The following is a 19,902-nucleotide window of genomic DNA, read 5'->3' on the forward strand; positions in this document are numbered from 1 at the left end:
AAGGATCTTATCATGTCAAAAAAACTACAACGTAAAAAACAATTAAGAAACAGCCTTCGTCGTTCAGGTGCACTTTCAAACGCTGTAAACAAGGTTGTCGAAGAAACAAAAAAAGTTGTGAAGCATGCTGAAAAAGCTGCAAACGAGGCAGGTAAAGCTGTTTCTAAGCAAGTTGAAAAAACTGTAGAAGCAACTAAAGAGCAAGCTCAAAAGGTTACTAGCTCTGTAGAGGAATTCGCAGCGAATCTAGGCGGACTTTCAGTAGACCGTGCTAAAACTTTCTACGATGAAGGAATCAAATCTGCTGCTGACTTCAAAAACTGGACAGAAAAAGAACTCCTTGCCTTGAAAGGAATCGGTCCAGCTACAATCAAGAAATTAAAAGAAAACGGCATTAAGTTCAAGTAATCTTTCTTGTTCCTTGCTTTTCCGTGAAAAACTTGTTAAAATAAAGCCATTAGAGGTGTTTTGAATCCCACATTTTACAGAAAGTGGCGGTGCTGAGAAGTCCACAAATGTGTCAAAACTGGTTGCTGATGGATGAAAATGAAATAATATTGTCTTTTTATTATAAAGACGAGAGTTGCGGGCTCTGCCCGAAATTGGGTGGTACCGCGGATAAACACATTCGTCCCTGTCAAATTGATGACAGGGGCGATTTTTTTGTAGAAAGCGAGGGAGAAAGATGACAAGAGCAGAATTACCGGAACGAATAGAGACCGAGCGTCTGGTCTTGCGAGTCCGTACAGTTGCGGATGCCGAGGATATCCATGCCTACGCTAGTCTGCCAGAGGTTGCCTATCCAGCAGGCTTTCCTCCCGTCAAGAGCTTGGAAGATGAGATTTATTATCTGGAGCATATCCTTCCTGAACGCAATCAAAAGGACAATCTCCCAGCAGGTTACGGCATTGTGGTAAAAGGGACTGATACGATTATCGGCTCTGTCGATTTCAATCATCGCCACGAAGACGATGTGTTGGAGGTTGGCTATACCTTGCACCCTGACTACTGGGGTCGAGGCTATGTGCCTGAAGCAGCACGTGCCTTGATTGAACTGGCTTTTAAAGAATTAGACCTTCACAAGATAGAATTGTCTTGTTTTGGCTCCAATGTCCAAAGTCAACGAGTCTCAGAGAAGCTTGGTTTCACTCTGGAAGCTCGCATAAGGGATCGAAAAGATGCCCAAGGCAACCGCTGTGACAGTCTGATATATGGCTTGCTGAGGAGTGAGTGGGAGAGTTTAAACTGTTAGATGAGGGAGGTAATTTTTGAAATTAATGTGTTTTCTTGAGACCGATGATAGAGTAAGGAAGTTTTTTGTTCAAGTTTGGAAAATATGTTTGAATACGCTTGCTTTTTTTCCTATACTGTCCCTTGTATCTATTTTAGGATTAACACTTCCCGCATTTTTATTAAGCTTATTTTTTAGCAGGGATATTGCAATTTCTATTCTGGAGATAATAACTTTTTTGTTTTTGATATGTTTTTATCTTAAATTATTCTCTAAAAGAAGGATCTCTGAGATTGCTATTCTTACTTATTGGTGTATTTCTATCTCAACTTTGATTATATTCTTCCTAATTGATTTAAAATTAGTTATAATTTTCCAGTTTGCATTGATACTGATATATGCATTTAAATATATAAATCGATTTAATAAGTTTAGAGACTTTCTTACGAAAAGTACTGAATCCTTGGCTTTTATAAATGTTTTTGATGGAATATTCTGCGGAATATTGATTTACTTTTTACAAAATCTGAATTTAGTTGAATCAATTTTGATTAACGTATCTCAGTATTTCTTAACTAATTATGGTATAAGTGAAAATCAAATAAACAACTGGTTCAGTATTTTAACAATATTAATACTACCATCTATATTATCTACCATAAAAAGTATAGTATCAATTAAGATATTTAAAAAAGTTAATAAAGTAGATGTTCCTAAGGGAAGGACACTATGGAATGTATATGCCACGATGTTTATTACTTCGTTTTTGTGGTATTATATCTATCTTTATTACTTTTTTTCTAAAGCTATGAATTCTGAGACTGTTTTACTAATTGACATTCTTACATTCATTTTATATATAGTACTTTATTCATTCTTTTGGTGGCAAATTTATAATATGATTGGATATGGTGCAAAAGATATAAAAGAAGTGATTGCTTCATGGCTAACTGCAACAATGAGTATATTATTGTTGACAGTATTTAATCAAGTTGAAAACGAATTAATCAATGCTCTAAGCTGGTTTTTACCAATACTAATTCCAAATCTAATAGGGGAAATAAATTCTCAGTTTGATACAAATAAATATAAGAAAAAACCAATAAGAACTGATAAAATGGATAGACACCTCTATCGAGTTCAAATATATTGTTTTCTTACTTTATTAATGTTGAGTATTATTCCAAAGTTAATTGAAATTATATGGGGATGGAAGATTAAAGTAGAGTTGGCCAAACTAATAAATTCGTCATTTGATTGGACATCTGAATTTATTGCCTCAACTATAATTGTTTTCTTTTGTTTCATATTATCATTAATTATTGGAAGGGGCATAATTTGGTTGTTAAAATATTTCTATTTAGATCCATCAAAAAGATATTATAAATTTGAAAAAAATAAAAGGAGAAAAAATAATGTCTAAAGAACTTTCACCTAAATACAATCCAGCCGAGGTTGAGGCTGGTCGTTATCAAAAATGGCTTGATGCGGATGTTTTCAAGCCTTCAGGAGATCAAAAGGCTAAGCCTTATTCGATCGTTATTCCACCACCAAACGTAACTGGTAAACTCCACCTTGGTCACGCTTGGGATACGACCTTGCAGGATATTATCATCCGTCAAAAACGCATGCAAGGTTTTGATACGCTTTGGCTTCCAGGTATGGACCATGCTGGGATTGCCACTCAGGCTAAGGTTGAGGAGCGCTTGCGTGGTGAGGGCATTACGCGTTATGACCTCGGTCGTGAGTCTTTCTTGACGAAAGTCTGGGAGTGGAAAGACGAATATGCGACGACCATCAAGGAACAATGGGGCAAGATGGGGCTTTCTGTAGACTACTCTCGTGAGCGTTTCACTCTTGATGAAGGTTTGTCAAAAGCCGTTCGCAAGGTATTTGTTGAGCTTTATAAGAAAGGATGGATCTATCGTGGTGAATTTATCATCAACTGGGACCCAGCAGCTCGCACAGCCCTTTCTGATATCGAGGTGATTCACAAGGATGTGGAAGGTGCCTTCTACCACATGAACTACATGCTGGAAGACGGCTCACGCGCCCTTGAGGTTGCGACTACTCGTCCTGAGACTATGTTTGGGGACGTTGCGGTTGCAGTCAATCCAGAAGACCCACGCTACAAGGACTTGATCGGTAAAAACGTCATCCTTCCAATCGCTAATAAGCTCATCCCAATCGTTGGGGACGAGCACGCAGATCCTGAATTTGGTACAGGTGTCGTGAAAATCACGCCTGCCCACGATCCAAACGACTTCTTGGTTGGTCAACGCCATAACTTGCCACAAGTTAATGTCATGAACGACGACGGAACTATGAACGACTTGGCCTTCGAATTTGCAGGTATGGATCGTTTTGAAGCTCGTAAGGCAGTCGTTGCCAAATTGGAAGAAATTGGTGCCCTTGTTAAAATCGAAAAACGTGTTCACAGTGTTGGTCACTCAGAGCGTACAGGTGTAGTGGTTGAACCACGCTTGTCTACTCAGTGGTTCGTCAAGATGGACCAATTGGCTAAGAATGCCATTGCCAACCAAGACACAGAAGACAAGGTTGAATTCTACCCACCTCGTTTCAACGATACCTTCCTCCAATGGATGGGAAATGTTCATGACTGGGTTATCTCTCGTCAGCTCTGGTGGGGTCACCAAATCCCTGCTTGGTACAATGCTGAAGGTGAAATGTACGTTGGCGAAGAAGCTCCAGAAGGTGACGGATGGACTCAAGACGAAGACGTCTTGGATACTTGGTTCAGTTCTGCCCTTTGGCCATTCTCAACCATGGGCTGGCCTGATGTTGACGCAGAAGACTTTAAACGTTACTTCCCAACTTCAACCTTGGTAACAGCCTACGATATCATCTTCTTCTGGGTGTCTCGTATGATCTTCCAAGGTTTGGAATTTACTGGCAAGTCGCCATTCAAAAATGCCTTGATTCACGGTCTTATCCGTGACGAGCAAGGACGTAAGATGTCTAAATCTCTCGGTAATGGGATTGACCCAATGGATGTTATCGAGAAATACGGTGCCGATGCCCTTCGTTGGTTCCTTTCAAATGGTTCTGCACCAGGTCAAGACGTGCGCTTCTCTTACGAGAAAATGGATGCTTCATGGAACTTTATCAACAAGATCTGGAACATCTCTCGCTACATCCTCATGAACAATGAAGGTTTGACCCTTGAGCAAGCAACTGCCAATGTGGAAAAAGTTGTCAACAAGGAAGCTGGAAACGTTACTGACCGCTGGATTCTCCACAACCTCAACGAAACTATCGGAAAAGTCACTGAAAACTTTGACAAGTTTGAGTTTGGTGTAGCTGGCCACATCCTCTACAACTTCATCTGGGATGAGTTTGCGGACTGGTACGTTGAGTTGACCAAGGAAGTCCTTTATAGCGATAACGAAGAAGAGAAAGTTATCACACGTTCTGTTCTCCTTTACACCTTGGACAAGATCCTTCGTCTCCTTCACCCAATCATGCCATTCGTGACAGAGGAAATCTTTGGACAAATCTCTGAAAGCTCTATCGTCACAGCTGCTTACCCAACTGTTAATCCAGCCTTTGAAGACCTCGCTGCCCACACTGGTGTCGAAAGCCTCAAAGACTTGATCCGTGCTGTTCGTAATGCGCGTGCAGAAGTAAACGTAGCACCAAGCAAGCCTATCACCATCCTTGTTAAGACAAGCGATAGCGACTTGGAAGCCTTCTTTAACAGCAATGTCAACTACATCAAACGCTTCACAAATCCAGAACACTTGGAAATCGCATCAACTATCCCTGCACCTGAACTCGCAATGTCAAGCGTCATCACAGGAGCAGAAATCTACTTGCCACTGGCAGACCTCCTCAATGTCGAAGAAGAACTCGCTCGTCTCGACAAGGAACTGGCTAAATGGCAAAAAGAACTGGATATGGTTAGTAAGAAACTCTCTAACGAACGCTTCGTAGCCAATGCCAAACCAGAAGTCGTCCAAAAAGAACGCGACAAACAATCCGACTACCAAGCCAAATACGACGCAACCGTCGCACGTATTGATGAGATGAAGAAGTTGGTGAAATAAACACAGAAACACGGTGGTAAGCCGTGTTTTTTACTTTAATTTGTGATAAAATTGTAATAATAAATTTTAATGACTGAAAGAGAAATCATGAAATACATAGATTTATTTGCAGGGTCTGGTGGTTTATCCTTAGGACTTTATAATGCTGGGTTGCATGGAATATTTGCAGTTGAAAGAAATAAAGATGCTTTTAGTACTTTAAAATATAATTTAATTGAAAGAAAAAAACATTTTTCATGGCCGAACTGGCTTGAAATGAAAAATTGGGATATAAATGAACTTCTAGAAGTTCATAGTAAGGAACTTGCTGCATTAAATGGTTCCGTTGATTTAGTTGTAGGTGGTCCACCATGTCAAGGATTTTCCATGGCAGGCAAGAGAAAAAATGATGATATCAGAAATCAATTAATGCATTCGTATATTGAGTTTATCAAATTAGTTCAACCGACTATGTTATTTTTTGAAAATGTTCAAGGATTTACTGTAGGGTTTAAGGATCATAAGGATAAACAAAAATATTCTGATATTCTTGTTTCGGAGTTGCATGAATTAGGATACAACTTAGACTATAGAATTGTAACTATGTCAGAATACGGTGTTCCTCAAAATAGGAAACGGTTCATTCTATTTGCATCAAAAAATGGGGCCTATGAGATATTTTTTGATGAATTATTGGAAAATAAAGATTGTTTTTTGAGGGATAGAGGACTAAAAATACCAATTACAATTTCTCAAGCTATTAATGATTTGAAAAAAAGTCATGGAGAAGTTGATAGTAAAGACACTAAGGCATTTAAAAACGGGAAGTATGGTCGAGCAACTTCAGCATATCAAAAATTAATGAGAAATAACATTGAACGAGGCGCTTTACCCGATAGTCATCGATTCGTGAAACATAAAAGTGAAACAATAGATTTATTTAAACGTTTAATGACTGCTTCCGAAAAAAGTATACGAATTACACCATCTATGAATCTGGTTGAAGGTTTAAAGAAGCGTGGAGTAACTCCTTTAAAGAAAAATTCGATTTGTAATACGATTACTTCTATTCCAGATGATTATATACATTATGATGAACCTAGAATCATGACAGTTAGAGAACACGCTAGAATCCAAAGTTTCCCAGACGATTATGAATTCAAAGGACCATATACTACAGGTGGTGAACGACGAAAAACGGATGTTCCTCGATATACTCAAGTCGCTAACGCAGTACCACCTTTGTTTGCAGAACAAGTTGGAGAAGTTATTTTGAAAATCTCTGAATAAGGAGTTAAGATGGAAGAAAAATTACACTTTAAAGTTAGTTCGGGTTTAAAGGACATAATTGGTAAAGACCTGATTACAAATGAATTAGTAGCTATCTTCGAATTGGTAAAAAATGGTTATGACGCTGATGCAACAGAAATAAATCTTATTATAAACAGTTATGAAAATTACATTATCATTCAAGATAACGGCAAGGGAATGAATCGTGATGACATTGAAAATAAATGGCTGTTTGTTGCTCATTCAGAAAAAAAAGATAGTGATAAGGTATATGCTGGATCCAAAGGAATAGGTCGTTTTTCTTGTGATAGATTGGGAACTAAGCTTAAACTTATTAGTCATAAAGATGATGAAGTTAGTGAATTAAAAATTGACTGGGGTGAATTCGAAAAGGATTCTCTAACAAAATTTGAAGAGTTAGATGTCAAATATACTAGCTTAGATGTAGTAGAAGATAGTTTTATTCAAAAATCAGGGACTATTTTAACCATCTCTAAATTAAGAGAGACTTGGGACTTAAATAGAGTTAATAAGGTTATATCGGCGCTTCAAAGACTTGTAAATCCATTTGTGGATGATGGTAAAATAAAAATTAATGTTAAGTATATTTCATCCTCCTCAGGAATTGCTGAGTTGGATGAGTATATTAGTAATAATGTTGCTTCGGTATTAGATAAAAAAACAATTTATATTGAGTGTGAAATAAAAGAAAAGGAAATTAGTATCACTCTATACGATCAAGAAAAGATAATTTACTCTTTTAAAATTGAGAATAATACAATTTTAAAAGATATTTACTTCAAAATTTATTATTTAAGTACGGCAGCAAAGAACAATTTTACAAGAATAATGAAAACGACACCGAAAGATTATGGTTCTATTTTCTTGTATAAGAATAATTTTAGGATTTTTCCATATGGAGAGGTTGATTTTGATGCTTTTGGTTTAAACTTACGTAAGACACAAGGTTATAATCGATATCTAGGACATAGGGAATTGCTAGGTTGGATTAACATAATAGATTCTGAAAATCATTTTAATGAAGTTACATCACGTGATAGAGGATTTGTCACTAATTCTTATACTATAGAACTTGAAAAAGTGTATATGGAATTTGTTCACAGACCTTTAGAGTCCTATGCGCAATTGATAAATTTCGGTAGTAGTGATATTGATGAGATTGAAATCGATGACACTGATGCTATTCAAAAGCTAATTCAAAGATTTAAAAAATATAAGTTTACTGTAGCACCAAAAGTTTATGAACTTCCAAAAATAGCACAACCATTAGAAAAGAAATTCGAACTTCTCGACGATGTGAATACAAGCTCATCTGAAAAAAAAGAAATTCAAAAGAATTTGAAACAGGCCACTGTTGAATTAAGAAAAGAAAATCAAGAAGTAAAAAAAGAAATTCAAAGAATTGACAGAGAAAATAGTAGATTAAAAAATGAAATTGAGATTAAGGAGAAATTAATCTCAAATGAAAAACCGGCGCGTCAAGATATGCTTTTCCATGAATTAGGAAAAGCAGGTAAAGAGCTAACAGCCACTTTACAGAAAATGATTCGGCTTATGACTCCAGAAGAGTACGAAAAATTTTCAAACTCAATCTATAAAATTAGAAGAACTTCAGATAAACTATCTTCAATAAAAAAACAAATATTACGATTAAATTTTGAATCTTTTAGTAACCTTGAAAATATAGAGTTGAAGTCATACTTAAAGAGCTATGTAGATAATCTAATCGATGATACAGTGAATTTAAAGGTTAGTTTAGGAGTTGGAGAACTATATCAAAACATAAATGTTTATGATTTTGGTACTTTACTGGATAATTTAATAATTAATGCGCAAGAACGCAATGCAAAAGAAATACATATTTTCTTTAATGAAGATAATAAAATAATGCACTTTACCTCAGATACAGGACCAATTGATATTGAGCCTATTGAAAACATATTTAACATTGGAGTAACATCAAAGCGGAGAGGAACCGGGCTAGGTATGTATATTTGCCAGCAAATTTGTACGGATTTTAATTGGAAAATATCAGTTCACCAACTAAATAATAACATAGTTGATTTTCAAATTGAGTTTAGCGAGGTTTAAAATGAGACAAGAAATTAATATTCTTTGGTTAGAGGATGATCTAACAACAGATGCGCATAGTAATAGAAAAGAAATTGTAGAGGATATCTTAGGGAATAAAGGCTATGAGGCAAAAATTGTAGAATTTAAGGCATTTGAAGATGCAAGAAAAGAGTTGGTGTCGGTTAAGAGGTATGATTTCTTTATTTCAGATTTTAACTTAGATTCACCGGAAACAGGTTTGAATTATCTTGAGGAAATAAGAGACAGAAATGGTTTCAAACAATTTGTTATTTTGTATTCTAATAATAATTATGACACAATAAAATCAGATGTAATCGATGTTCTAAAGCATAAGAAATTAGATATTTTTTCAAATTTCACCTTTTTTTCAGTTTCTGATGCTTTAGAGGAACAACATTTTGAGCATGCGATTAATGTTATTCTTTGTCGCTGGGATGAATTAAATGCACTTCGTGGTAGGTTTATGTGCGAAAATGCAGAAATTGAACATTTATTACGGGAAAAATTAAACGACAATAATCCTGATCACTCTTATAGAAAATTATTTGAAGATTTTTTTAGAGAAAAGGTCAGGACAAATAGAACTAATTTATCACCTAGAAATAAAAGAGATTATGATAAATTAAAATCAGAATGGTCAGCTTTGATAGATAAGAGAAATTCTCTTGCTCATGTAGAAGAGGGATTCTCCGAGCAGGAAGGATATTATATTTGCTCACTTAACGACCCAGAAATTAGAATAATGGAAAGTAGTTTAGATAAGGAGCGCTGCGAGTTGCTATCTTTGAAAAATAGAATAATAGAATTTTTGGGGAAAACTTACTATTAATTTTTAGAAAGCAGGTAACTACATGACAAATTCTGTAAGTTCGAACCGACCTGAGAAGTATAACATTGCAGCTTTCTTCTCAGGTGTTGGGGGAATTGAGTTGGGATTTGAACAGACCAACGAGTTCAGAGTGGTGTATGCCAATGAATTTGATAAGTATGCGCGTCAGACTTATCAGTTAAACCATCCAGATACTTATTTGGATGGTCGTGATATTCACTCTGTTCAGCCAGAGGATATTCCAGCTGAACGCGTGGATGTGATTATGGGTGGTTTCCCTTGTCAGGCATTTAGTATTGCGGGTTATCGCAAGGGCTTTGATGATGATCGTGGTGATCTTTTCTTTGAATTGCTTCGCATGATTGAGGGATGCAAACCTCGCGCTATTTTCATCGAAAACGTCAAGAACATGGTCGGTCATGACCATGGCAATACCTTTAAGGTTATTCGTGAAGCCTTGACTGAGAACAACTACTTCATCAAGTGGAAAGTCCTCAACGGGAAAGACTACGGAAATATCCCACAAAACCGTGAGCGGATCTACATTGTTGGTTTTGATACTAAAGAAGCCTACGACTTGTTTGAATTTCCAGAGGAAATCAAGCTGACTACGACTCTTCAAGACGTCATTAATTTTGGTGACCAACTTGATGAGCTCTACTACTACCGTGAAGGCAAGCAGAATTTCTACGACCAATTGAAGTTTGAAGTGACTAGTCAAGATACGGTTTACCAGTGGCGCCGTCAGTATGTCCGTGAAAATAAAAATGGTGTCGTCCCTACCTTGACAGCCAATATGGGAACAGGTGGACATAACGTCCCATTGATTTTGACAGACAGTGGCGAGATTCGTAAGTTGACACCAAAAGAAACCTTTAATGTCCAAGGTTATCCTAAGTCCTTTAAAATTCCAGAAGGGGTTTCTAACGGTCAGCTATACAAGCAAGCAGGAAATAGCGTAGTTGTTCCTGTGATTAAACGTATTGCGGAAAATGTTGCCAAGGCCTTAAATGAAAGTCGAGGGCAATCTCAACTTGATCGCTCAGGGAAATTCGCCATTATCTACACCAAGATGAATGGGCAATTTGAAGGGCAATCCTATGTCAAGGACTTTGTAGACAGCTATGACCAGGCTCTTGAAAAAATCAAAGCTTATGATGATGGTTTAGCCGTTCTGTCAGATGAAGAGTATTTGAGACTTGTCAAAAAACAAGGCAAACTCGAATTTTACAGTATTAATTAACGAATATATAAGAGGATTAGTGAAAAACTAATCTTCTTTTGATATACTGAAAATAGAAAAGAGGGTGCTTATGTGGGAACATCTAAAGTCTGAACAAAAAGACAAATACAAAACCTTAATTACCAACTTCGCTAGCTTGAGCCAAGCTTTCTCTCAAAAGGCAGAATCCGAAGACGAGGGACAAACAGAGAATTATGTCGCTCCTATCGTCAACTCCAAATTTCAGGAGACTGTTTTTCAAAAAGCCTTTAATGCCGTTGGGGAAGATATCGCCAATACTTCCTATGATGCCTCTGTCGTTGTGGATAAAAATCATAAATACCTAGTGGGTATCAAATCTTTTGGGATTAATTCAGGAGACCAAAAAATTGCCCAGTTTAAGAAAGATTCACAATCTTGGACGGATTTATTGGGTGATATTAAGTTTCATGCGGATATTGCTGCTGATAAAGAAGCTGCGGACAAGGAAAACTATCAACGCTATGAAGAGTTGGCACGAAAGATTGCGACTTTGAGGAATCAGAGAATCGAATCTTCTAAGGCACAAATCAAGGGATTTAACTCAGACTCGGTCAATGTTGAAGCTGTTTACCATGTCCTTATGCCGACACCAAAGGGAGAAAATCCAAGGATTTTTGTCGGGGAGACGACTTATTTGCCAGTTGATATTGATAATCTGGTCATTGAAGGATCAACTACCAAAAATAATCCAACTAATTTCCGATTTACAGATGGGCAACACCACTACAAGTACACAGCAGCTGACAGCCAGCTCCACATGACTTTTAACAATAAAGACATTGTTGTAGACACTTGGGACGTTCATTACATCGAAGATCCTTTTTCTCTCTTTGAAAATCTTCATTTACTAATAGCTGAAAAGGGACAATCCGATATCTTAGAAACCGTGTCTTGGGTTATCACAGACAAACATGGAAATGTGGAAGAAAACTCTGGTTTCAATGCCTTTAATGGTGGTTCAAAACTAGCCAAAAAAGATCGTCTCCCACGGATTCTAAAGATTCAGGATAAATTTAAGGACAGTCTGGCTCCAGAAGAATTAGCTTTTGTGACCTTCTCCCTAGAAGAAATCCTCTTGAAAAAATGGACTAGCAAGGAAGAAAAAGCTAAGATGAAGGCTATTCGTGAGGACTTGATTCACTTTGTCCACAAGACTGGAAATGAAAAAATCATTAAAGAAATCGAACAACTCGTCTATCGGCCAGTTAGTGAAGTTTACATCCCACTACCTGACTCCAAGAACTTCCATGACGAAAGGCCCGATTTCTTTGGTCCTGGATTTGGAACTTTTGAACCTGGTACTAAAAAACTAGCTCTATCCAAAGAAGAAAGAACCTTTAAACTACGATTTTTACCTTCTGGTGATGTCATCAATGCCTATATCAACCAGGAAGCTGGTAAGGCGATTCAGTCAACTGATAAGCAAGAAATTCTTGGAAATTGGATCTTGCGTGGTGTTTTTCAGTTGAAGGAACGAGAAGTTTTGACAGGTCAAAGACTCAATGAACTAGAAATCAACGGTATTCGATTGATCAAGTTTAAAAACGGGGAAATCGGGATTGAATTCATCTGGATTGATACCGAAAACCCACCTAGTGATGCCATCGGCTGGGTAGCAAAATAGCTCTGAATAGCACAAAAAAATCTCTTAGATCATTTCTAAGAGATTTTTACTTACTTATCGCCCCTCACAACCAGCCTTCTTCTTCGGCAGTTTTGGCTGCTTCAGTTCGGTTGCTTGCGCCTAGTTTGGAGAGGATATTGGTCATGTAATTACGGACGGTGCCGTTTGAGAGGTAGAGCTGGTCCGCAATTTCTTGGTTAGACAGTCCTTGGGCTACTCCATGTAAAACAGCCACTTCCTGCTCGGTCAAGGGATTGGGATGGGTCATCATGACTTCCATCAGCTCTGGAGAATATTCCTTGCGTCCCTCTAACACCGTATGCAGGGTTTGCATGAGTTCGGCAATGCTCCGCTCCTTCAAGACATAGGCGTCGACTCCTGCTTTGACCGCTCGTTCAAAATAGCCTGGACGTTTAAAGGTTGTAACGATAACCACCTTGGTTTCAGGTACTTCTTGTTTGATCCACTCGAGCGCTTCTAGTCCCGTCTTGACTGGCATTTCAACATCAAGGATGGCAATATCTACTGCTTCTTTTTCCAAGACTTGAATGGCTTCAGCTCCATTTTTCGCCTGCAAGACAGTCTCCACATCTGGTTGAAAGCTCAAGAGCTGGCACATGGCGTCTCTAAGCATACTTTGATCCTCTGCGACTAATACTTTCATCTACTTTCTCTCCTTATAAGGCAGATGCACGCGCACCTCTGTGGGATCTTTCAAACTCACCAGCTCTACTTGACCTGAGAAGGCTGAGGCACGATCACGGACTGTATGAAGTTCATTTCCTTTTACAGTTGCAAAGCCTTTCCCGTCATCTCTGACTGTCAGGAGCAACTCCTGATCTGTGCGTTCCAGTTTTAGATAGGCTTTTTGAGCTTGGGCATGCTTGATGATATTGGTCGCAAGTTCTAACAAAATCATAGCAGCCGTCGACTCCACATCCTGGGTCAAGCTAGCCTTGTCCAAGTGATTGTCAACTTGAACCTCAATGCCAGCAATCTCTAGCATCTTTTTGACAGTTTCAAGCTCTGATGCTAAGGTCCGTGATTTCAGATTTTCCACAATGGTTCGCACTTCATTCATGGAATCCTTGCTGATCTGGTGAATTTCTTTCAATTCCTTCTCCACCTGTGGATAAGCCTCCATCTGAAACAACTGCAAGGCGAGATCCGTCTTGACACTCAGCATAGCAAAGGTGTGTCCCAAGCTATCATGCAAATCCTGACCGATACGACTGCGTTCATGTTCAGCAAGCAATAGATTTATCTGGGCATTTTGCTTAGCCTGAGCTTCTTTCAAATCCTCTACAATACGAATCCGAACCAAACCAAAAGTCATCAAATCGACAAAAGCAAGAATTACAAGTAGATAGAATAGAAACCCAACTTCGATTCTCTGAATAATCAACAGTTGCCCCACCACAAGCACTTGAGCAAGGAGAAAAGTCCGGACATGTAAAGAATTAAAACTACGTACGCCAAAATGATAAATTAAGAGATTGGAAAGGAAAAAGAAGAACCAGATATAATTTACAGCAACAAAGGCGGTGTTCCCAGCTACATAGACCAGCATGATGCCCCAGAAAAGCCAAGATAGGCGCTGATTCTTAGTTGTTAAAACACCCAAATACGCCACTACAAATAGAATATCAATCAATAAATGCCAGACAGCAAGCTCCCCAATCACTACAGGAAGGATGGGAAAAACCATAAAAATCAAACTGGCCCAATACATATAGTCTATGCTCTTCAGTCTTTCAAGCATTAAGCATTCTCCTTATGACCTTGAAGGTAAATGGTCAAACCAAACAAAACTGCTGAAAAAACAAGTAGATAAACTGTGGCTGATAAATTGATGCCACCCTCATTTAAGAAGGTCTTGATCAATTCCATCAACTGATAGCTTGGTAGACGCTTCCCGATTGCTTGCATCCAGTCTGGAAATAAAGAGACGGGCATCCAGAGTCCGCCTAAAACAGCCAAGCCAAAGTAAAGAAGATTGCCCACGACAGACATCAACTGACTAGTTGGTAGGAGAGTCAAGGCCAAACCAAGCGCTACAAAAGCTACACTTCCTACTATCAGCAAAAGCGCAGCCCCAATCCAGTTTCCAAGAGACATGTCCACACCTCTTACAAAATGTCCAACTGAGAAAACAACCAGAATTGAGACCAAATAATCAACCATCATACTTGTTATCTTTGATAGATAATATTCTACCATATTTACAGGGCTATGACGTAATATTTTCTGCCAGTTGTTGATCTTGTCGGTATGTAAAACAACTGGGAATGAAAAGATAGCGGTAGACATCATGGAAAAAGCCGTCATGGAGATGAGGTAGTCGCGCATAAAATTAGCCGGTCCACCTGGGGTGTCTTGGTACATGCCTGAAAAGAATAAATAGAAGGCTGTCGGCATCCCTACTGACAAGAGATAATAGACTAGTTGCCGTTTGGTCAATAGAAATTCTATCTTATTTAATGCGGTCCATCGTTTCATCTTAGTCATCCCCCTTTTGTGTTTCTTCAAAGATTGTATCCAGCAAACTACGGTTATTAACTTCAATTTCTTGTATGCTACATCCTGCTTGCACTAAGAGTTCCCAAAAAGCATTTGCCTCTCGTGTGACTACTTGCAGAGCATCTTGTTTTTGTACCCAGTTTTCAACCAAGTTTGACTGCTCAACGACTTCCTTGTAAGCCAAAGGAAGGATAAAATGCTTTTCAATCTCCTCACTACGCATGGCTAGAGGCGTCGTATCACGAATCAACTCTCCCTTATTCAAGACCAGAATTCGGTCAGCAGTGTGTTCTACCTCTTCGATATAATGGGAGGAATAGAGAATAGTGACGCCCTGCGCTTTTAGGTCCTGAACAATTTCCCAAAAACGTTGACGGGTAGAGGTATCCATGGCCGCAGTCGGCTCATCTAAAAAGACAAGTTTTGGTCGCCCAATCAAGGTCAAGACAAAAGAGAAGAGACGCTTTTGCCCACCTGACAATTTTTCTGCGAATTGCTCTTTTTGTTGCTGGTCAAACTGCAATAGTTGATCAATTTCCTGGTTGCTCAAGGGATTTGGATAAATGGTTTGAAAGAAAGCAATCAACTCTTTGACCTTTAATTTCTGAACGATGACATTTTCTTGAGGGAGGTAGGATCTTGTGTAGTCTAACTTAGAGCTCGTCACTGGCAAGCCTTGGATAGACACTTGACCGCTGGTGACCAGTTTATCTCCAAGCAAACAGTCCAAGAGTGTTGTCTTCCCAGCACCATTGGGCCCAATCAAGGCGACGCATTCACCTTCAGCTACCTCAAAGGAAATATCCTTCAAAATAGCCTTGCCCTTGATGTTTTTATTTAGGCTTTCTACCTTAATCATGTTCATGATACTCTCCTTTCAGCCACTCCTTTCCCATCGGAAAGGCGATAAAAATCATAAATCCTAGACCCCAGGCACCACGAATGGCTTGGTGAAGGAAGGCTTGATCAAACCAACCTGTAAACATTTCTACCAACCATACCACTAGTGATAGTCCAATAAAAAGATAGAGAATTGCTTTTTTCATTTTTCAAACTCCTTTTTCACATCTGAGACCAATTTCAAACCTTCTCGTATTATCCAAGACATGATTCCAAAACCTGCAAATAACTCCCAAGGAAAATGATAGAAGCCTTCATCCAACCCAGAAAACATGAGATAAGTCATGACTCCTGCTGCTACTAAACTCATTGCGAAAATTACTTTATGTTTCATTTTTTCTTCCTCCATTTGATACATCTAGTATAATTCTTTGAAGGTAGAATCACTAGAAGCTTCTGTCATGAAGAAATATGACAAATGTCACAAAAAGTCTAATCGCCATGAAAATAGCATTCTCTGCAAATCAAAAAGAGGTCGGGATTTTCCCGACCTCTTTTTTATTCTTCTTTAAATCCTTGTAATTTTAGTGCAGCGAATAGTGCATTAGGTTTTTTAAAGTCTTCTATACCATCCGCAAGTGACTTAAAGAAATATGTATTTTTTACTTTATCTAAATCTGCTTTTTCAAGATCGAGTTCCATAACGACTCTCATCTTTTTGTCCTCGGTGATAAAATATTCTACATTAACACCAGGCTCGTCCTTAATTTCAAGATATTCTGGACTATCTTCCATTGCTTCACGGAAGATTGCTTGGAATTCTTCTGGAGTAACTCCAGCAGGAATCTCCACGTTCATTTTCCCGAGCATATCCATCTTGAAATGCTTAACAACATCCGTATAAACAAAGGTCATGGTGACATCAAATTCATCCCATTTTCCTTTAAGAACTTTTGTTTTTTCTTCTTTTACTTGATTGGTTGTCGTTTGACTTGTAGACGGATCACTCGCTTTACTCTTGTCACTTGAGCGGTGAGGTAACAACTTACTGCAACCTGCAAGTAGAGTTACCGAAATAAGTGTTAATCCTAAAATCTTCTTCAATTTGAATCTCCTATTCCACACTGAAAAGGTATGGGTAAACTGGTTGTTGACCCTGGTGGATTTCTATTTCAATATCTTCGAATTCTTCTGCGATTTCTTGAGCAATTTCATTTGCCAATTCTTCACTTCCGTCTTCTCCAACATAGAAAGTTACAATTTCACTATCTTCGTCTAGCATATGTTTCAAGGTTTCAGTCAAGGTTTGGTGCATATCAGGGTTTGATACGAGAATCTTTCCATCCACCATACCAAGATTGTCATTTTCATGGATTTCCAAGCCATCGATAGTCGTGTCACGAACAGCTGTTGTTACGCTACCGCTGACAACATCGCCAAGAGCTGCAGTCATGCGTTCTTTGTTTTCTTCGATAGACTTGCTTGGGTCAAAGGCTAGAAGACTAGTCAATCCTTGAGGAATTGTACGAGCTTCTACTACAACAGCCGGTTGTTCCAATACTTCAGCTGCAGATTGAGCTGCCATGAAGATATTTTTGTTGTTTGGCAAGAAGATGATGTTACGAGCGTTGACTTTCTCAACAGCCTTGACAAAGTCTTCTGTAGAAGGGTTCATGGTTTGTCCTCCCTCGATGACATAGTCCACACCTTGAGCACGGAAGATGTCTGCCAAGCCTTGTCCAGCTACTACTGCGATAAGAGCGTACTCTTTTTCTTCAGCTGGCTTGCTGACTTTGGCTTCTTTTTCTACTTGCGCTTCGTGTTGATTACGCATGTTATCGACTTTGACCTTGACCAAACTACCATATTTGAGACCTTCTTGCATCACAAGTCCTGGATCTTCAGTATGGACGTGAACTTTTACGATTTCATCGTCATTGACAACAAGCAATGAATCTCCAAGGTCGTTCAAGTAGTTACGGAATTCTTCGTAGTCAAACTCTTTCGCATAAGTTGGACCTTGTTTAAGGGCAACCATGATTTCCGTACAGTAACCAAAGGTAATGTCTTCTGTTGCCACATGTCCAGCTACAGACTTATGGTGTTCTGCATTGATCATCTCACCCATATTAGCTGGAGTCGCTACAAAGTCTTCAGATGCACTGTATTCACCAGTAAGAGCTGAAAGGAAACCTTCATAAATGAAGACTAAACCTTGACCACCTGAGTCCACAACGCCAACTTCCTTCAAAACTGGAAGCATGTCAGGAGTTTTAGCTAAGGCTGATTTAGCTCCTTCCAAGGCTGCACGCATAACTTCAACTGCGTCATCTGTCTGCTCAGCTTTTTTCTTGGCACCGATAGCAGCTCCACGTGATACAGTCAAGATTGTTCCTTCAACTGGCTTCATAACAGCCTTGTAGGCAACCTCAACACCTGATTGGAAGGCAAGAGCTAGGTCTTTCCCTGTGAGCTCTTCTTTTGTCTTAATCGCTTGTGAGAATCCACGGAAAAGTTGAGAAGTGATAACTCCTGAGTTTCCACGCGCACCCATCAACAGACCTTTAGCCAAGATGCTTGCAGCCTCACCAACAGTTGAAGCTGGTTTGTCTGCTACTTCTTTAGCACCATTCTCGATCGTCATTCCCATGTTTGTTCCTGTATCTCCGTCTGGAACTGGGAAGACGTTCAATGAATTGACATATTCGGCTTGCTTGTTCAAACGCGTTGAAGCAGCCTGTACCATTTCTTGAAATAAGCTTGTAGTAATATTTGACACGATTATTCTCCTACAACTTTGATATTTTGAATGTAGACATTCACAGTTTGAGCAGTGATCCCAAGTTGGTTCTCTAAGCTAAAGCGAACACGTTCTTGGATGTTTTTTGAAACTTCACTGATTTTTGTACCGTAGCTCAATACAGTATATACATCAACTGCAATACTACCGTCTTCAGCTGCTTTAACGACTACACCTTTTGAATAATTTTCCTTACCAAGAAGGGCTTGGAAATTATCTTTGAGGGCATTTTTACTAGCCATACCGACTACACCAAAAATTTCAGTTGCTGCACCACCTACAACAGTAGCGATCACATCATCTGTCAGTTCGACTTGACCATCTTTTGTATTAATTCTTACAGTCATTTTTTTTACCTCAAATAGTTGATACTCTATTTTATCATATTTCAGCCCAACTGTAAAAGCAGAATGATGTATCGGCGGATATTTGCTTGATTTTTCAAATGATTTCAGCTTTCGAGTAAAACAAAAAAGACCCTGTAGGTCTTTTCATGTTTATTAAACGCGTTCTACTTTTCCTGATTTCAAAGCACGAGCTGAAGCCCAAACTTTTTTAGGTTTACCATCGATAAGAACAGTAACTTTTTGAAGGTTTGGTTTTACGGCACGTTTAGTTTGGTTCATCGCGTGTGAACGGTTGTTTCCTGATACAGTCTTACGACCTGTAAAGTAACATACTTTAGCCATTGTGTTTTCCTCCTATTAGATCTAATATAGCGGATGTGCTAGCACCACATACCGTACTATGTTATCACACTTTCTTGAATTTATCAAGAGGCTAAACTATTTTTTTATTTAACGTAGATGACACCAAGTTTCCCAAAAGCTACGTCTCCACGGATAATCAAGGTTTTGTTTGTTGGCGCTACAGGAGCATCTGCCTTAGCTGCACCAAAGGAGGTTTCTACTTTCAAGTCTACACGCCAGTGTTGCGGAACATAGACGGTTGCATTCCCGAAGGCCACTTCAATATTTAAAGTTGCAAAATCACCTAGCATCTCTGCATTATCATAGTAGATTTTAGCATCCCCAAAAGCGACTTCCACTTGGTCATCTACGAGATCTTGATCTTGCTTATAGAAGGTCCCACTCCCAAAAGCGACTTCCTTATCCGTGACGACTGTTTTTTTCCCATTGTACCACCATTTTTTTTCATTCCAGAACTTACTTGAATGTGTCAGATAACCAACACCTAGCACTGCTAAGATGCTAGCCCAAAATAAGGACTGGTTTGGAATAGGAAAAATGTTATAAAAATGATTCGCAATCATTAAGGCTACTAGAGCGGTAAAAACTGCTGATGTTAGATGACGACGAAGCAAAGCTTCAACTGATTGGTAA

The 19,902-nt window shown here is 38.7% G+C and carries 20 protein-coding genes; 9 read left to right on the forward strand and 11 right to left on the reverse strand.

The genetic code is table 11. From position 1 onward, the window contains the following. Nucleotides 1–12: 12 nt before the first annotated feature. The 9 genes from NGI26_RS05725 (at nucleotide 13) to NGI26_RS05765 (ending at nucleotide 12,399) form a co-directional block, all read left to right on the forward strand. On the forward strand, nucleotides 13–408 hold the full coding sequence (locus tag NGI26_RS05725) for a helix-hairpin-helix domain-containing protein (protein WP_251937419.1): 396 nt from the start codon (nucleotides 13–15) through the stop codon (nucleotides 406–408). Nucleotides 409–685: 277 nt separating this feature from the next. Then, nucleotides 686–1,252, forward strand: a complete 567-nt coding sequence (locus NGI26_RS05730; protein WP_251937421.1) for a GNAT family N-acetyltransferase — start codon at nucleotides 686–688, stop codon at nucleotides 1,250–1,252. 25 nt (nucleotides 1,253–1,277) lie between these two features. Then, entirely contained in the window at nucleotides 1,278–2,654 is a 1,377-nt protein-coding gene (locus NGI26_RS05735) for a beta-carotene 15,15'-monooxygenase (RefSeq protein ID WP_251937463.1), read from the forward strand. Continuing rightward, a complete protein-coding gene (locus tag NGI26_RS05740; protein WP_251937423.1) occupies nucleotides 2,647–5,298 on the forward strand; it encodes a valine--tRNA ligase in 2,652 nt (883 codons plus the stop codon). Before NGI26_RS05735 ends, NGI26_RS05740 begins: the two co-directional genes overlap by 8 nt. 87 nt (nucleotides 5,299–5,385) lie before the next feature. After that, a complete protein-coding gene (locus NGI26_RS05745; RefSeq protein WP_251937425.1) occupies nucleotides 5,386–6,567 on the forward strand; it encodes a DNA cytosine methyltransferase in 1,182 nt (393 codons plus the stop codon). 9 nt (nucleotides 6,568–6,576) lie between these two features. Continuing rightward, nucleotides 6,577–8,679, forward strand: coding sequence for an ATP-binding protein (locus NGI26_RS05750; protein ID WP_251937427.1), 2,103 nt, complete (start codon nucleotides 6,577–6,579; stop codon nucleotides 8,677–8,679). A 1-nt stretch (nucleotide 8,680) separates the two neighbouring features. Further along, nucleotides 8,681–9,511 carry a hypothetical protein gene (locus NGI26_RS05755; RefSeq protein WP_251937428.1) on the forward strand — a complete coding sequence of 277 codons (831 nt, stop codon included), beginning with the start codon at nucleotides 8,681–8,683 and terminating at the stop codon, nucleotides 9,509–9,511. 22 nt (nucleotides 9,512–9,533) lie between these two features. Further along, complete coding sequence (locus tag NGI26_RS05760; protein WP_251937430.1) at nucleotides 9,534–10,754, forward strand: DNA cytosine methyltransferase; 1,221 nt, start codon at nucleotides 9,534–9,536, stop codon at nucleotides 10,752–10,754. A gap of 70 nt (nucleotides 10,755–10,824) precedes the next feature. Beyond that, nucleotides 10,825–12,399, forward strand: a complete 1,575-nt coding sequence (locus NGI26_RS05765; RefSeq protein WP_251937432.1) for a hypothetical protein — start codon at nucleotides 10,825–10,827, stop codon at nucleotides 12,397–12,399. A 64-nt stretch (nucleotides 12,400–12,463) separates the two neighbouring features. On the opposite strand, the gene NGI26_RS05770 is transcribed toward NGI26_RS05765, so the two are convergent. The 11 genes from NGI26_RS05770 to NGI26_RS05820 form a co-directional block, all read right to left on the reverse strand. Then, nucleotides 12,464–13,063, reverse strand: a complete 600-nt coding sequence (locus tag NGI26_RS05770; RefSeq protein ID WP_251937435.1) for a response regulator transcription factor — start codon at nucleotides 13,061–13,063, stop codon at nucleotides 12,464–12,466. Next, a complete protein-coding gene (locus NGI26_RS05775; RefSeq protein ID WP_251937438.1) occupies nucleotides 13,064–14,161 on the reverse strand; it encodes a sensor histidine kinase in 1,098 nt (365 codons plus the stop codon). It abuts the gene before it with no gap. Continuing rightward, entirely contained in the window at nucleotides 14,161–14,898 is a 738-nt protein-coding gene (locus NGI26_RS05780) for an ABC transporter permease (RefSeq protein WP_251937441.1), read from the reverse strand. Before NGI26_RS05780 ends, NGI26_RS05775 begins: the two co-directional genes overlap by 1 nt. A gap of 1 nt (nucleotide 14,899) precedes the next feature. After that, on the reverse strand, nucleotides 14,900–15,784 hold the full coding sequence (locus tag NGI26_RS05785) for an ABC transporter ATP-binding protein (RefSeq protein ID WP_251937444.1): 885 nt from the start codon (nucleotides 15,782–15,784) through the stop codon (nucleotides 14,900–14,902). Continuing rightward, nucleotides 15,771–15,965, reverse strand: a complete 195-nt coding sequence (locus tag NGI26_RS05790; RefSeq protein WP_006154913.1) for a hypothetical protein — start codon at nucleotides 15,963–15,965, stop codon at nucleotides 15,771–15,773. Before NGI26_RS05790 ends, NGI26_RS05785 begins: the two co-directional genes overlap by 14 nt. Next, nucleotides 15,962–16,168 carry a hypothetical protein gene (locus tag NGI26_RS05795; protein ID WP_251937447.1) on the reverse strand — a complete coding sequence of 69 codons (207 nt, stop codon included), beginning with the start codon at nucleotides 16,166–16,168 and terminating at the stop codon, nucleotides 15,962–15,964. Before NGI26_RS05795 ends, NGI26_RS05790 begins: the two co-directional genes overlap by 4 nt. Nucleotides 16,169–16,317: 149 nt before the next feature. Next, nucleotides 16,318–16,863, reverse strand: a complete 546-nt coding sequence (locus NGI26_RS05800) for an SP0191 family lipoprotein (protein ID WP_251937450.1) — start codon at nucleotides 16,861–16,863, stop codon at nucleotides 16,318–16,320. A gap of 10 nt (nucleotides 16,864–16,873) precedes the next feature. Continuing rightward, nucleotides 16,874–18,538, reverse strand: a complete 1,665-nt coding sequence (locus tag NGI26_RS05805) for a DAK2 domain-containing protein (protein ID WP_251937453.1) — start codon at nucleotides 18,536–18,538, stop codon at nucleotides 16,874–16,876. Between the two features lie 2 nt (nucleotides 18,539–18,540). Beyond that, complete coding sequence (locus tag NGI26_RS05810) at nucleotides 18,541–18,906, reverse strand: Asp23/Gls24 family envelope stress response protein (protein ID WP_251937456.1); 366 nt, start codon at nucleotides 18,904–18,906, stop codon at nucleotides 18,541–18,543. Between the two features lie 153 nt (nucleotides 18,907–19,059). Then, nucleotides 19,060–19,248, reverse strand: coding sequence for a 50S ribosomal protein L28 (gene rpmB, locus NGI26_RS05815; RefSeq protein ID WP_001140948.1), 189 nt, complete (start codon nucleotides 19,246–19,248; stop codon nucleotides 19,060–19,062). A 104-nt stretch (nucleotides 19,249–19,352) separates the two neighbouring features. Further along, nucleotides 19,353–19,902 (reverse strand): hypothetical protein (locus NGI26_RS05820; RefSeq protein ID WP_251937460.1); only part of this gene is annotated, 550 nt, incomplete at its 5' end.

The organism is Streptococcus sp. Marseille-Q0941 (assembly GCF_943736975.1).
Lineage (GTDB): Bacteria > Bacillota > Bacilli > Lactobacillales > Streptococcaceae > Streptococcus.

Coding starts and splice junctions, on each gene's coding strand:
- NGI26_RS05760 (WP_251937430.1), top strand. CDS start 9,534: ATGACAAATTCTGTAAGTTCGAACCGACCTGAGAAGTATAACATTGCA.
- NGI26_RS05775 (WP_251937438.1), bottom strand. CDS start 14,161: ATGCTTGAAAGACTGAAGAGCATAGACTATATGTATTGGGCCAGTTTG.
- NGI26_RS05790 (WP_006154913.1), bottom strand. CDS start 15,965: ATGAAAAAAGCAATTCTCTATCTTTTTATTGGACTATCACTAGTGGTA.
- NGI26_RS05740 (WP_251937423.1), top strand. CDS start 2,647: ATGTCTAAAGAACTTTCACCTAAATACAATCCAGCCGAGGTTGAGGCT.
- NGI26_RS05770 (WP_251937435.1), bottom strand. CDS start 13,063: ATGAAAGTATTAGTCGCAGAGGATCAAAGTATGCTTAGAGACGCCATG.
- NGI26_RS05735 (WP_251937463.1), top strand. CDS start 1,278: ATGTGTTTTCTTGAGACCGATGATAGAGTAAGGAAGTTTTTTGTTCAA.
- NGI26_RS05750 (WP_251937427.1), top strand. CDS start 6,577: ATGGAAGAAAAATTACACTTTAAAGTTAGTTCGGGTTTAAAGGACATA.
- NGI26_RS05745 (WP_251937425.1), top strand. CDS start 5,386: ATGAAATACATAGATTTATTTGCAGGGTCTGGTGGTTTATCCTTAGGA.
- NGI26_RS05785 (WP_251937444.1), bottom strand. CDS start 15,784: ATGAACATGATTAAGGTAGAAAGCCTAAATAAAAACATCAAGGGCAAG.
- rpmB (WP_001140948.1), bottom strand. CDS start 19,248: ATGGCTAAAGTATGTTACTTTACAGGTCGTAAGACTGTATCAGGAAAC.
- NGI26_RS05810 (WP_251937456.1), bottom strand. CDS start 18,906: ATGACTGTAAGAATTAATACAAAAGATGGTCAAGTCGAACTGACAGAT.
- NGI26_RS05755 (WP_251937428.1), top strand. CDS start 8,681: ATGAGACAAGAAATTAATATTCTTTGGTTAGAGGATGATCTAACAACA.
- NGI26_RS05780 (WP_251937441.1), bottom strand. CDS start 14,898: ATGAAACGATGGACCGCATTAAATAAGATAGAATTTCTATTGACCAAA.
- NGI26_RS05730 (WP_251937421.1), top strand. CDS start 686: ATGACAAGAGCAGAATTACCGGAACGAATAGAGACCGAGCGTCTGGTC.
- NGI26_RS05765 (WP_251937432.1), top strand. CDS start 10,825: ATGTGGGAACATCTAAAGTCTGAACAAAAAGACAAATACAAAACCTTA.
- NGI26_RS05725 (WP_251937419.1), top strand. CDS start 13: ATGTCAAAAAAACTACAACGTAAAAAACAATTAAGAAACAGCCTTCGT.
- NGI26_RS05795 (WP_251937447.1), bottom strand. CDS start 16,168: ATGGAGGAAGAAAAAATGAAACATAAAGTAATTTTCGCAATGAGTTTA.